This is a genomic window from Archangium sp. (assembly GCF_045802675.1).
In the GTDB taxonomy this organism is placed as follows: Bacteria; Myxococcota; Myxococcia; order Myxococcales; family Myxococcaceae; genus Archangium.
On record NZ_JBJMQO010000141.1, the window covers coordinates 46,978 to 60,674 of the forward strand.

Annotated in this window: 9 protein-coding genes; 2 read left to right on the top strand and 7 right to left on the bottom strand. The window is 71.0% G+C overall.

Features of this window, described 5'->3' with window-relative positions:
* The first annotated feature begins 3 nt into the window (after positions 1-3).
* Positions 4-3,027 carry an efflux RND transporter permease subunit gene (locus ACJ8AN_RS39095; RefSeq protein WP_407760777.1) on the top strand — a complete coding sequence of 1,008 codons (3,024 nt, stop codon included), beginning with the start codon at positions 4-6 and terminating at the stop codon, positions 3,025-3,027.
* Positions 3,028-3,155: 128 nt separating this feature from the next.
* Positions 3,156-4,742 carry a glycosyltransferase family 39 protein gene (locus ACJ8AN_RS39100; RefSeq protein WP_407760719.1) on the top strand — a complete coding sequence of 529 codons (1,587 nt, stop codon included), beginning with the start codon at positions 3,156-3,158 and terminating at the stop codon, positions 4,740-4,742.
* Here ACJ8AN_RS39100 and ACJ8AN_RS39105 read toward each other — a convergent pair.
* The 7 genes from ACJ8AN_RS39105 to ACJ8AN_RS39135 all read right to left on the bottom strand — a co-directional run bounded on the left by ACJ8AN_RS39105 (position 4,711) and on the right by ACJ8AN_RS39135 (position 13,694).
* Positions 4,711-5,793 (bottom strand): sensor histidine kinase, encoded by a 1,083-nt coding sequence (locus ACJ8AN_RS39105; protein WP_407760720.1) that lies wholly within the window; start codon positions 5,791-5,793, stop codon positions 4,711-4,713. The two genes, ACJ8AN_RS39100 and ACJ8AN_RS39105, sit on opposite strands and share 32 nt — an antisense overlap.
* A complete protein-coding gene (locus ACJ8AN_RS39110) occupies positions 5,790-6,464 on the bottom strand; it encodes a response regulator (RefSeq protein WP_407760721.1) in 675 nt (224 codons plus the stop codon). Before ACJ8AN_RS39110 ends, ACJ8AN_RS39105 begins: the two co-directional genes overlap by 4 nt.
* 93 nt (positions 6,465-6,557) lie before the next feature.
* On the bottom strand, positions 6,558-9,350 hold the full coding sequence (locus ACJ8AN_RS39115; protein ID WP_407760722.1) for a cation-translocating P-type ATPase: 2,793 nt from the start codon (positions 9,348-9,350) through the stop codon (positions 6,558-6,560).
* A 212-nt stretch (positions 9,351-9,562) separates the two neighbouring features.
* Entirely contained in the window at positions 9,563-10,996 is a 1,434-nt protein-coding gene (locus tag ACJ8AN_RS39120) for an ATP-binding protein (protein ID WP_407760723.1), read from the bottom strand.
* 267 nt (positions 10,997-11,263) lie between these two features.
* On the bottom strand, positions 11,264-11,824 hold the full coding sequence (nadD, locus tag ACJ8AN_RS39125) for a nicotinate (nicotinamide) nucleotide adenylyltransferase (RefSeq protein WP_407760724.1): 561 nt from the start codon (positions 11,822-11,824) through the stop codon (positions 11,264-11,266).
* On the bottom strand, positions 11,821-12,504 hold the full coding sequence (locus ACJ8AN_RS39130; RefSeq protein WP_407760725.1) for a hypothetical protein: 684 nt from the start codon (positions 12,502-12,504) through the stop codon (positions 11,821-11,823). Before ACJ8AN_RS39130 ends, nadD begins: the two co-directional genes overlap by 4 nt.
* A complete protein-coding gene (locus ACJ8AN_RS39135) occupies positions 12,501-13,694 on the bottom strand; it encodes an exo-beta-N-acetylmuramidase NamZ domain-containing protein (protein ID WP_407760726.1) in 1,194 nt (397 codons plus the stop codon). Before ACJ8AN_RS39135 ends, ACJ8AN_RS39130 begins: the two co-directional genes overlap by 4 nt.
* Positions 13,695-13,697 lie beyond the last annotated feature (3 nt).

Consider the following 13,697-nt stretch of genomic DNA (forward strand, 5'->3'; position numbering starts at 1 on the left):
CCGGTGGCGTTCCTGCGCAGGCACGCGTCCGGGTTGATCGCCCTGGTGGTGGCCCTGTGCGCCTTCGGCTTCTTCGCGCTGTTGAAGCTCCCGGGTGGCCTCTATCCGGAGGTGTCCTTTCCGCGCATCGTCATCGCCGCGACGCTGCCCGGGGCCAGTGCCCAGACGATGCAGCTGTCGGTGACGCGTCCGATGGAGGAGGGGCTGTCCACGGTCCTGGGCATGCGCCGGGTCCGCTCGAGAACCATCCGCGCCGCGGCCGAGGTGTCGCTCTGGTTCGAGCCCGACGCCGACATGGACAAAGCGCTGGGACTCGTCAACTCGCGGCTCGCCGAGTTGCGCGGCGTGCTGCCTCGGGACGCGGCCCTCACCGCGGAGCGGCTGACCGCCTCCTCGTTCCCCATCCGGACGCTGGCCGTCACGGGCTCGGTGGAGCCGGTCCAGCTGCGCGACTTCGCCCTCTATACCCTGCGCCCCCGGATGGCGGGACTGCCGGGTGTGGGCCGCGTGGACGTGGTGGGCGGCGACGTGCGCGAGGTGGAGGTGGTGGTGGATCCGGCCCGCCTGGAGCAGGCGAAGCTGGACCTGCCCCGGCTGGCCACCGCGGTGGGCGACGCGCTCGAGCTCGAGCCGGCCGGCCGGGTGGACGTCCACTACCAGCAGGAGTTGGTGGTGGTACGGGGGCCGGTGGAGAACCTGGCGCGGCTGTCCGGCACCGTGGTGGGTGGCACGCCCGAGTCACCGGTGCTGCTCGGAGACGTGGCGCGCGTGGAGGAGGGGCACGCCGACCGCTTGTCCCGCACCTACGCCAACGGAAGGCCCGCGGCGCTGGTGAACATCGGCCGCAGGCCCGGAGCGGACGCGCTGGCCCTGGCCCGGGACGTCGACGCGGAGCTGGCGAGCCTGCGCGCCGGCTTGCCACCCGGCATCGAGGTGCTCGTCTCGTATGACCAGGCGGGGCTCATCGCCCGCTCCGTCACGAATGTCCGCGACGCCGTGGCGGTGGGAGGCCTGCTCACGCTGCTGGTGGTGGGCGCCTTCCTGCGCTCCTGGCGGGCGATGCTGGCCGCCGCGGCCGCGCTCCCCGCCACCCTGCTGATGACGTTCGGAGCCCTCCGGCTCTCGGGCGGGTCGATGAATCTCATGTCACTCGGCGGGCTCGCCGTGGCGATCGGGCTCGTCGTGGATGACGCTGTCGTCGTGGTCGAGGCCGTGTACCGCCGCGTCGCCCATGGCATGGAGCGCTGGAGCGCGACGGCCGAGGCCCTCCGGGAGATCGCCTGGCCCGTCACCAACTCCACGCTCACCACGGTGGTGGTGTTCGCGCCGCTGTCGCTGCTCTCCGGCGTCTCCGGCCAGTTCTTCGCCGCGCTCGCCTTCACGCTCTGCGCCTCGGTGCTGATCTCCCTCGCGGTGGCGCTCACGGTGACGCCGCTGCTGTGTGGCTGGCTGCTTCAGCCAGCGGGCGCGCACGTGACGCCGGCCGTGGGCCTGTATGAGCGGTGGCTTGCGCGCACGAGCGCCCGGCCGTGGTGGACGATGGGGGCGGTGGGGCTCGGGACCGTGCTGCTCGCCGCGTGGGCCAGCGGCGTGGGCACCGGCTTCCTTCCCGAGCTCGACGAGGGTTCCTTCGTGGTGGACTACTTCGCGCCCACGGGCACCTCGATCGACGAGGCGGACCGGATGGGGCGGCAGCTCGAAGCGGCCATCGCGGTGCTGCCGGAGGTGGCGGGCACGAGCCGGCGCCTCGGCGCGGAGCTGGGCCCGCCCGCGGCGACCGAGTCCTTCCGGGGCGACATGACGGTGGCCCTCGAGCCCAACCGGGAGCGCTCGGGGCCCGAGGTCATCGAGGAGGCGCGCGCCCGGGTGGAGACGGCGCTCCCCGGACTCCGGCTGGAGTTCATCGAGATGCTCCAGGACATCCTCTCCGACCTGGAGGGAAACCCCGATCCCATCGAGGTCAAGCTCCAGGGGCCGGACGTCGACGCGCTCCGGGCGTTCGCGCCCCAGGTGGCCGAGCGCCTGAAAGACATTCCCGGGCTGGTGGACCTGTACGACGGAGTCGCTGGGTGCGCGCCGGAGGTCCACCTGGACGTCGAGCCGGCGGTGGCCGGCCGGCTGGGGCTCACCGCGCAGGACGTGGCGGCCCAGGTGCGTACCGCCCTGCTGGGGCAGGTGGTGGGCCAGGTGCCGCGCGCGGGCCGACTGGTGGACGTCCGCGTGCGCCTGCGTGACGCGGACCGGTTCGACGCGCAGGTGCTCGAGCGGCTGCGGCTGCGCACGCCCGCGGGGGCCACCGTTCCGCTGGCGCAGGTGGCCCGGTTCCGGCGCGAGTGCCTGGCCGCGGAGCTGCTCTCCGACGGCCTGCGTCCCCTGGTGGCGGTGACGGGGCGGCTGGAGGCGCGGGACTTGGGAAGCGTGACGGCGGACGTGGAGGCGCGCCTGGCGGAGCTGAAGCCGCCCGAGGGCGTGGACCTGCGCCTGGGAGGCCAGCGTGACAGTCAGCGCCAATCCTTCCAGCAGTTGGTGCTCGTGCTCACCCTGGCCACCCTCGGCGTGTTCCTCGTGCTGGCGTTCCACTTCCGCAGCGTCGTCCTGCCGCTGCTCATCCTGGGGGCGGCACCGGTCGCCATCGTCGCGGGGCTCGCCATCCTCCGCGTGACGGGCGTGCCCCTCAACGTCTCCTCGCTGATGGGCTGCATCCTGCTGGTGGGCCTCGTGGTGAAGAATGGAATCCTCCTGCTCGACCGGGCCGAGGAAGGACTCGAGGAAGGGCTCGGAGCGAGGGAGTCCGTCGAGCGCGCGGCGGCCGTGCGGCTGCGCCCCATCCTGATGACGACACTGGCCACGTTGCTGGGACTCGTGCCGCTGGCGCTCGGGCTGGGCGAGGGCTCGGAGCTGCAACGCCCCCTCGCCATCACCGTGCTCGGGGGGCTGTCCCTCTCCACGCTCGTGGTGCTCCTGGGGTTGCCGTCGGCCTACATTCTGGTGCGCCAGCGCGCGGGGCGCACCGGAGCCCGAACCTGAAGACTGGATGAGAAGTTCCTCATCTGGCCGGGTGCCCATGGCGTGCAATGCCAGCGTCGGGCATCAACGGGAGGGTTCCATCCCGGGCCAGGCCGCTCGAGTCGAGGCGCCCGGAGGAGGCGCACGCGATGAAGGCAGTCACCCAACCGGCCCGGCGCTCCGAGCCCCGTTCGGCGGAGGTCCACTGGGGACGCATCGTGCTGCTCGCGAGCGTCGTGCTGGCCGTGCTCCGGCTGTTCTACGCGACCCGGGTGGAGCTCGCCCCGCAGGAGGCGTACTACTGGCAATACGCCCGCCACCTGGACCTGTCGTACTTCGACCATCCGCCGATGTGCGCGTGGCTGATTGCCTTGTCCGTGCGGCTCGTCGGGGTGGGCGAGCTGGGCATCCGCCTCCCGGCGGTGCTCTCGGCCGCGGTGCTCACGTGGCTGCTCTACTCGCTCGGGGCACGCCTGTACTCACCGGCCGTGGGAGCGCTCGCGGCGCTCGCCGCCAACACCACGGTGCTCTTCGGGTTGGGCGCGGTGGTGATGACCCCGGACGTGCCGCTCGTGCTGTTCTGGGCGGCGGCGCTCCGGGTCCTCTGCGAGCTGGTGCTCCCGGACGGGAAGGGGCCGGGCCGGGGCGGGTTCCGCTGGTACCTCCTGGGGCTGCTCTGCGGGCTCGCGATGCTGTCGAAGTACACCGCCGCCCTGCTCCCGCCTCAAATCCTCGCGACGGCGCTGCTGCTTCCCCGGGGCCGTGCCGCCCTGCGCACGCCCCATCCCTACCTGGCGCTCGCGCTGAGCCTCGCCGTCTTCTCGCCCGTGCTCATCTGGAACGCGCGGCATGACTGGGCGTCCTTCGCCTTCCAGACGCAGGGGCGGCTGGAGTCCGTGCACGGGTTGCGCCCCTTCCTGGTGGGCCGGTACGTCGGCCTGCAAGCGGTAGCGGTGGGACCGCTGCTCTACCTGGCCCTCCTCGCCGCGGCGGTCCTCCTCATCCGGCGCTCGCTGCGGGGAGACCCGCGCGCCCTGCTGTTGTGCCTCGCGAGCGTGCCGGGGCTCGTGCTCTTCTCACTGGTGAGCCCGTGGCACTGGGTGAAGATGAACTGGGTGGCCCCCGCCTATCTCGGGGTGCTCGTGGCGGTCGCGGCCGCGGGGGGCGAGCTGTGGCACAGGCGCTGGGGCAAGGTGTACGGGCTGCTCTCCGTGGGTACCGGCGCGCTCCTGGTGGTGGGCATGTACCTGATGCCCCTGTGTCCGTTCATTCCCTTCAGCGAGCGGGACAACCTGGTGAGCGGCTGGAAGGAGCTGGCCGGGCACGTGCAGCGCTTCCGCGAGCAGGCGAAGGCCCGCACTCCGGAGCCGCTGGTGGTGGGCTGGGGCTACAAGACAGCGAGTGAGCTGGCCTTCTACCTGCCCGGCCACCCCGAGACGCAGTCGGACGGGGCGCTGGGGAGCCCGGGGCTGGCCTATGACTTCTGGCTGGACCGCGTGCATGACGGGACGGATGCGATCATCGTGTCGGACGCACGGCAGCCGCTGCACGACGCGCCGGCGCACCTCCAGACCCACTGCGAGGGAGTGCGCGAGCTCCCCCCGGTGACGGTGCACCGGGGTGAGCGGCCCGTGACGACCTATCAACTCTGGTACTGCCAGCGCTGGCACCTGTCGGAACGGGCCCCCGAGCCTTCGCGCGGCCTCACTCCCGGAGAGCCGGCAGCAGGAACGTGAACAGGCTCTCTCCCGGCGAGGCGCGGGCATAGGTGAGCACCCCGCCGTGGGCCTCGACGATGGCGCGCGAGATGGCGAGCCCGAGCCCCGTGCCCTCCCCACCGCGTGCGCTGTCGGCTCGCGCGAACCGCTGGAAGAGCCTGGGCTCGAACGAGGGCTCCACGCCCGCACCGTCGTCCGCCACGCTCGCGCGGGCTCCCTCGGGCGTCGCGCGGACCTCGACCCGGACCCGCTCCCGGCCGTGGCGGAGCGCATTGGACAAGAGGTTGTCCAGGACGCGTGCGAGGAGCATGGGATCGCCGCGAACGAGGGTGGACTCGCCGGAGAGCTCGATTCGCACGGAGCGCGTGCGGACTTCCATGAGGCGCTCGGCCCGCTGGGTGGCGTCACGCGCGAGCAGGAGCAGGTCCACGGACTCCCCTGCCCTCACGAGCCTGCCGGCATCCGCGCGAGCCAGCAGCAGCAGCGTGTCCACCAGCGCCGCGAGCCCACGGCTCTCAGTGAGAACGATCTCCAGCGCGCGGCGATAGTCTTCCGCCGGGCGCTCGCGGCGCAGCACCACCTCGGTCTCGCCGATGATGACGGTCAGGGGCGTGCGCAGCTCGTGCGCGGCATCCGCGGTGAAGTGGTGGATGCGTTCGACCGAGCCGCGCGCGTCGGTGAGGAGCGCGTTGAGCGTGGACGCGAGCTCGTCCCACTCATCCCCGGTACCGCGCACCGGGAGACTCAAATCCAGCTCCGAGGCTCGCGCGGCCCGGGCCCGGGTGCTGGCCTCTCGCATGGGAGCCAGGGCCCGGCGGGCGAGCGCGCGGCCCAGGGCCCCGGCCCCGAGCACCGCGACGGGAGCCGCGAACGCCATGGCCCCGAGCACCGGCCACACCTCATCGAAGAGGCCCTCCGCCTCGGGCACCGGGCCGGAGTCGCGCCGCTCCAACCACTCTTGCGTGACGAGCACCGCCGCCACCAATCCACCAAAGAGGAGGATGGTGGTCAGGACCGCGCCGGCGAAGAAGAGCGTCAGGCGGTCGCGCAGCGTCCCGAGCGGCCTCATGGTCCGCCCCGGAGCACATAACCCACGCCCCGCACCGTGTGGATGAGCTTGACGCCAAAGGGCTCGTCTACCTTGGCGCGGAGGTAGCGGATGTAGACCTCGACGACGTTGGAGAAGGTCTCGAAGTCGTGGTCCCAGACGGTCTGGACGATCCGGGTCCGGGAGACGACTTCACCCGCGTGCTCGAGGAGGAATTGGAGCAGGGCGTACTCGCGCGCGGTGAGGGAGAGCTCCACCCCCGCCCGCACCACCTTGCGCGTGAGCGGATCCAACGTCAGGTCCGCATGGCTCAGCAGGGGGCTGGCCCGGCCGGACACGCGGCGAAGCACGGCACGGATGCGCGCGAGCAGTTCCTCGAAGGCGAAGGGTTTGACGAGGTAATCATCCGCTCCGGCGTTGAGGGCCGCGATGCGGTCCGCCACCTCGTCCCGGGCCGTGAGCATGATGACCGGGGTGATGTCCCGCCGGGCGCGCATCCCCCGGAGTACATCCAACCCCGGCATTCCCGGGAGCATCCAATCGAGGAGGACGAGCTCGAAGCGCTCATGCCGCAGCAACTCCGCCGCCTCCACCCCCTCCGCGCTCTCACGGACACGAAAGCCCTCCTCGGTCAGACCGCGAGCGAGGAAGGCCCGGACCCGCAGCTCATCTTCGACGATGAGGATGGACATGCCCGTGCTTCTACCACCCCGTCAGGGCTCGCGCTCCGCACCGCGCTTGTCCGCTTCCCTCACCGACTGGCACAGCTCGGCTGGGCCCCGCCCCTACCCCACCGTCGCGCGCCGGGGCAGCCGCAGGGGCCGCCGCGTCCCGGCGCCCTGCTCCCGCCGCGCGCGGCGCGAGCGCAACCCCTTCTCCACGCTGATGACGGGCAGGACGATGGCCCCCACCAGCGCGCACAGGCCCAGCGCCTCGAGCGTCAGCGGCGCGGTGTCGAACACCTCCTGCATGAAGGGCAGGTAGATGAAGCCCAGTTGCAGCAGCACCAGCGCCCCGATGCCGAGGTAGACGAAGGGGTTGCTGAAGAGGCCGATGCGCAAGGACGAGTCGCGCAGGGAGCGGCAGTTCAGCAGGTAGAAGATCTGGAACATGATGACCGTGGTGACGGCCATGGTCTGCGCCTCGCGGATGGCGATCTCATGGCCCGAGCGCGCCGCCTCGTGGGTGTACTCCCAGAGGAAGAGCCCGGTGGCGCCCGCGCACATCAACGCCGCCACGAGCAGGGTGCGCATCACCACGAAGCGGCTGAGCACGGGCGCGTCCGGATGGCGGGGAGCGCGCTTCATCACGTCCGGCTCGCGGGCCTCGAAGGCCAGCGGCAGCGCGAGCGCCACGGTGGCCACCAGGTTGATCCACAGGAGCTGGGTGGGGAGCATGGCCAGGAGGGGCTCGCGCTCACCGGCGATGTGCAGGATGGGGAAGAAGGCCACGCCGACGACGAGGATGAGGGCCAGTCCCAGGTTGGTGGGCAGCACGAAGGCGAGCGACTTGACGAGGTTGTCATAGACGCGCCGGCCCTCCTCCACCGCGGCGGCGATGGAGGCGAAGTTGTCGTCGGTGAGGATGATGTCCGCGGCCTCCTTGGACACGGCGGTGCCGGTGATGCCCATGGCCACGCCGATGTTGGCCTGCTTGAGCGCGGGCGCGTCGTTGACGCCATCACCCGTCATGGCCACCACCTGCCCTTCCTTCTGGAGGGCGCGCACCAGGCGCAGCTTGTGCTCGGGCGCCACGCGGGCGAACACGTTGGCGCTCGTGGCCGCCACGCGCAGCCGAGCCTCGTCCAGCTCCGCGAGCTGCGCGCCCGTCACCACCTGGCCTCCCTCGAGGATGCCGAGCTGCGCGCCAATGGCCTCCGCCGTCTTCGCGTGGTCTCCGGTGATCATCTTCACCGTGATGCCCGCGGTGTGGCAGGTCCTCACCGCGCTGATGGCCTCCTCGCGTGGCGGGTCGATCATCCCCTCGAGCCCCAGGAGCCGGAAGCCTCCGGACATGTCCTCCATCCGGAGCCCCTCGTGCGAGGCCGGGAGGTCCCTGCTCGCCACGGCCAGCACGCGCATCCCGCGCGAAGCCAGACGCTCCACCTCGGCGAGCACCGTGCCGGGTTCGACATCGCAGCGGCGCAGCACCACCTCGGGAGCGCCCTTGAGGTAGAGCTTCCGGCCCCCCTGCCCGTCTTCGTTGAGCGTGGCCATGAACTGGTGCTCGGACTCGAAGGGGATGGCGTCCACGCGGGCATGGCGGGTGCGCAGCTCCTCGACCTTCAGGCCCGCCTTCTCCGCGGCGACGATGAGCGCGCCCTCGGTGGGGTCTCCCGTCAGCGCCCAGGTGCCGTCCTTCGCGAGCACCGCGGCGTCAGTGCAGAGCGCCCCGGCCACGAGCAGCTCGCGGGCATCCCCGGGCGGGGAGCCGAGGGTCTGCTCGCCGCGGCGCAGCTCGCCCTGGGGCGCGTAGCCCACGCCCGAGAGCGAGTAACTGCCCGAGGGCGTCCACAGCGCCTGCACCGTCATCTCGTTGCGGGTGAGCGTGCCCGTCTTGTCGGAGCAGATGACGGTGGTGCTGCCCAGCGTCTCCACGGCGGGCAGCTTGCGGATGATGGCGCGGCGGGCGGCCATGTACTGCACGCCGACGGCCAGCGCGATGGTGACGATGGCGGGAAGGCCCTCGGGGATGGCGGCCACGGCGAGCGTGAGGGCGGCCATGAGCGAGTCGGCCACGCCGTACCCGCGCAGCAGGCCCACGCCCAGCAGCACGGCGGAGATGACGAGGATGGCGAGGGTGAGGTAGCGGCCGATGACGGCGAGCGCCTTCGTCAGCGGCGTCTGCAGGTCCACCGTCTCGCGCAGCAGCTGGGAGATGCGGCCGAGCTCCGTGGCCCCACCGGTGGCCACCACCACGGCGGTGGCCGTGCCATAGGTGACGTGCGTGCCACCGAAGGCCATGCTCGTCCGGTCGCCGATGCCCGCGTTCGCCTCCACGGGCTCCACGCGCTTCTCCGAGGGGACGGACTCGCCCGTGAGCGCCGCCTCCTCCACCTGGAGGTTGCGCCCGGCGAGCAGCCGCACGTCCGCGGGCACCTTGTCGCCCGAGGCCAGCAGCACCACGTCCCCGGGCACCAGCTGCGCGGAGGGCACCGTCACCTTGTGGCCCTCGCGCAACGCGGTGGCGTTCTCCGGCACCATCTGCGTGAGCGCCTCGATGGCCTTGCCCGCGCGGAACTCCTGCACGAAGCCGATGAGCGTGTTGAGCACCACCACCGCGAGCACGATGAGCCCATCGGCCACCTTGCCCAGCACGACAGCCAGGCCCGCCGAGGCGAGCAGCACCCAGATGAGGGGGTTGTTCACCTGGCGCCACAGCAGCGTGAGCGGGCCCTCGCCGGCCACGCGTTGCAGCACGTTGGGGCCGTGGCGTTCGAGCCGGGCGCGGGCCTCGGTGTCGGAGAGGCCCCCGGGGCTGCTCTGAATGGCCGTGAGCGCCACCTCGGGGGGCAGCGCGTGCCAGGGTTGGCCCTGGGGGGACACCACTGTCGGAGAGTCACTCTGGGGCGAGTTCATGGGGCGCTCCTCGGAGAGAATCTGGGGAGCGCGCCAGGCCTTGGCCAAAAGAAAATCTGGCCTGGACTCTTCGAGAAAACCGAAACCGCATGTGGCCGCACGGCCAGCCAGTCATCGGGTCCTCGGGTCGAGCCTGGCCGTCCCGCAGGCCCACGGGCTGGGAGGCAGGCCCTCGGAGCCGCCGGACAGGCGTCGCGCCTACCCCGAGGTGCTCAATGCCGGGGTTCCGGCCGCGGTGGTGGCGGAGCGCTCTCGCCACTGGCGGCCGGTTCCCAGGAGGAGCCCGCGCGATGGAGCTCGAACCAGAACGTGCTTCCCTTCCCTCGCTCGGACGTGACGCCCACGCGGCCGCCGTGTCCTTCCGCCAGCTTCTTGACCGTGGCGAGTCCCAGTCCGAGCCCGTCGGGACCGCCGCGCTGTCCGCGGAAGTACGGTTCGAACAGGGAGGGCAACAGCTCCGGGGCAATCCCCGGTCCCGTGTCGCTGACCTCGGTGCGGATGAAGGGCCCCTCCTCTCTCAGCCGGAGGGTGATCCGCCGCGTCGGCACATCGCCCATGTACTTGATCGCATTGCGGACCAGGTTGCCGATCAGGCTCAGGTAGACCCCCGTACTGCAAGCGACCAGGACGGGGGGAATCGGCTCATAATGCAGGTCGATCCCGGCCCGCTCCACTTCGGCCGCGAACCCTCCCACCACATCGCCGATGACCGCGCGTGGCTCGGTCCGGGCACCGGGGTCCGGCTTCGCTCCGGACCGGGCGAAGTCGAGGAGCGCGGTGGTGATCTCATCCGCTCTCGACAGACCCCGGATGATGCGCTGGATGGACTCGCGCGCCGGTTCGTCGGAGCTCTTTCGAAGCGCCAGCTCGGCGGCCATCCGGGCGGCGGAGAGTGGATTGCGGATGTCGTGGGCGACACGGCCCGAGAACTGCTCCAACTCCGCGGCCCGCGCCTCGAGAGCCTGTGTATGCGCGTCGAAGAGGGCGCGGCGGGCACCTGTCTGGCGATGCAGCAGCCGCACCACCACCACGGACAGGAGGCCACAGAACGCGGTGAGACCAATGGAGAGCCAGAGGGTCCGGCGGCGGGTTTCGTGGATGTCCGCCGCCAGCTCCCGGCCTCGCACGGCATTGTGTTCAATGGCGCGCGTGACGTCCTCGAGGATGCGCTGCGCCGCGGGTTCGACCTTCTGGCTGAACGCCGCGCCCGCTTCGGCATTCGCGCCCGACTCCACGAGCCCGCGCACGTGTTGGACTTCATGGTCGAAGTGAAACCAGGACTCCTGCACGTTCAGCCACAGGGTCCGCTCGCCGGGGTAGGACGGGAGACTCAAGTACTCGTGCGTCCCCGTCTTCACGCGCTTCAGCGAGGCCTCCAGGGCCGCTCCCAGCTCGGGCCGGAGCGAGGGCTCGTGGATGAAACGCGAGAGGGCCAGCTCCGTCTCCAGAACGGACCTGCGAACGAGCGCCAGGTGCTCGATGCTCGGGGCCGCGTTGTAGATGATGCTCTCGGACAGCGCACCGACCGCCGCCGAGGAGCGTTGAACGACGAAATTCGTCACGAGGAAGCTGCCCACGACGGCCACGAAGGCGAGCGAGAGCATCTTCCCGGACACATCCTTCCCAGACGGTGGCAACGAAGACATGACCCATCCCCTGTGAGGGGCATCGCTCCGCGTCGAGCGCGATGCCGTTGGCCTGCCGTGCAACGCGGGCCCCTCACGGGCCAACCCCTGCGAGGACGGGCCTCTTCCGAAGGGCCGTTGAGGCCGCGGGGCACTTCCACCTCTGACTCGACTTTCGCCATTTTGGGCGCCCCAGAGGGAAGAACGAGGCGCCTTCCCAGAGGGAAGTCAGAGGGAGCCGGTCAAAAATGGCGAAAGTCGAGTCTGAGCCGCGCGAGCCCCTCCGGCTCACAGCCCGTAGAGGTGGTGCTCGCGCAGATAGGCGAGCACCCGGGCCGGCACCAGCTCCGAGGGCGGCTCGCGCCGGGCCAGCCGCTCGCGGATGTCCGTGGAGGACACCACCGCCAGCGGCGGCCCCACGGTGCCCTCGGCCGGGTAGCCCGCGCGGTACAGCACCACCACGCGCGCCATCCGCTGGATGCGATCGAAGTCCTTCCAGTGCGGCAGGTCCTTCAGGATGTCCGAGCCGATGATGAGCGAGTAGCGGTGCTCCGGGTGGCGCGCCTGGAGGAACTCCAGCGTGTCCACGGTGCGCCCGTCCTTGCCCACCTCGCTCTCCACCCGCGAGGTCCTCATCCAGCCCGCGGCGTCCTCGCACAGCAGCTCGCACATGCGCACGCGGTGCTCGAAGTCCTCGGAGCGCTTGCCGAAGGGATGGCGGAACGTGGGCATGAGCCACACCTCGTCCACGCCCTGGGTGGCGCGCACGTAGTGGGCCGCCAGCAGATGGCCCACGTGGGGCGGATTGAAGGAGCCTCCGAGGAGCGCGACCTGCACGGGGGGCCTCACTTGACGGACAGCTTCGAGCGGCGATCCACCACCAGCGGCTTCGGCTCGATGACGGCCTTCCCATCCAGCCGCCATGCGGAGAAGCGCAGCTCCGAGTCCTCGCGCTCCAGCAGGGCGCACGTCTGCTCGGCGGCCCCGGCCAGCCGGCCCGGCGTGAGGAAGTAGCGCGGACCGATCTGCACCATCTTCGGCTCGGACTCCTTGCCGTGGATGAAGATGACCGCGTTCACCAGGTCATCGCGCGACAGGTCGTTCTTGTCGTGGCAGAGGCACACGAGCGAGTCCCCCACCATGTCCAGCACCTTCCGGGGGACGGACGGGTCGCGGTACTGGATGGAGTCGCGCTCGGGGGTGCGCAGGAAGTGCTCGCGCACCAGGAGGGGATCGTCCTCCAGTTCCTTGAGCGCCCCATCCGGGACGGAGAGCGAGCGCGGGCGGGGCTTCTGCTCGGTGACGGCCAGCCATTTGGCCACGTCCTCGATGAAGTCCGCACCCGAGTACTCGCGCCCACCCCGGCTGCGCTCGCGCCGGTCGAGGATCCACTCGTCCAGGTCGGTGTAGCGGCCCCCGAGGAAGATGAAGCGCTGGGCGCCCTTGCCCCGCAACAGCTCGTAGGCCGCCTCGAAAGCGGCCAGATCCCCATGGCTGTCGGACAGGATTCCGATGGAGTCTTGGCTCACGACCCTTGAGCGTACAGCAGGTGACGCTCCCTCCGCTTGGCGAAGTCCCGGGCCTGGGCCTCGAAGCCCTCCATCAGACGGTCCAGGGGCCAGCCGGCCTCCATCCCCTTGCGGACCTGGTCCGTGCCGCAGAGCAGGTCGAAGGCGGGCACGTCGTCGACGAACTCATAGGCATCCTCGCGCCAGGCGAACCCCTTGCCCTTCCCCAGCTCATAGAGGGCCTGGAAGATGGCCAGGCCGGTGCGCAGCGGGAGGAAGGCCTTGCGGTCGGTGACGTGGATGAAGGCCCCGTTGCAGGACTCACCCTTGTACTTGTCGAAGGTGGGGGTGAAGCCCACGGCGCGGAAGCGGACGCCGGGAAGCTTCTCGCGCTCCAGGCGGGCAATCAGCGCGTCCGAGTCCACCCAGGGGGCCCCGAACTGCTCGAAGGGACGGCAGGTACCGCGGCCCTCGGAGACGTTGGTGCCCTCGCCCTGGCACATGCCCGGGTAGACGAGCGCGGTGTCCGGGGTGGGCATGTTCGGCGAGGGCGAAATGAAGGGCAGCCCGGTGTCGGACCAGAAGTCCTCGCGGCGCCAGCCCTCCATGGGGACCACGATCAGCTCGCACCCGAAGCCCTGCTCGTCGTTGAAGAGGCGGGCCAGCTCGCCGGCCGTCATGCCGTGCCGGTTGGGGATGGAGTACAGGCCCACGAAGGAGCGGTAGCGCTCGCCCACGAGGTTGCCCTCGATGGCGACGCCGTTGAGCGGGTTGGGCCTATCCAGCACGTAGAAGGGCACCTTCGCCTTGCCAGCGGCCTGCATGGCCAGGGCCATGGTGTAGACGTAGGTGTAGTAGCGGCTGCCCACGTCCTGGATGTCGAAGACGAGCGCGTCCAGGCCCTGGAGCCACTCGGGGCGGGGCGAGAGCGACTCGAAGGTGGAGCCGTAGAGGCTGTGCACGGGGACACCGGTGCGCCGGTCGCGCGCATCGCCCACGGCGACCATGTACTGGGCCTCGCCGCGCACGCCGTGCTCGGGGCCGAAGAGCGCCCCCAGCTTCACGCCGGGCGCCTGCACCAGCAGATCCGCCAGGTGGCGGAAGTTCGAGTCCACGCTGGTGGGATTGACGATGGCCCCCACCCGCTTGCCCTTCAGCGGCGCGAAGCCCTGCTCCACCCAGACATCCAGTCCCGTCTTCACCTGTTTCATGTC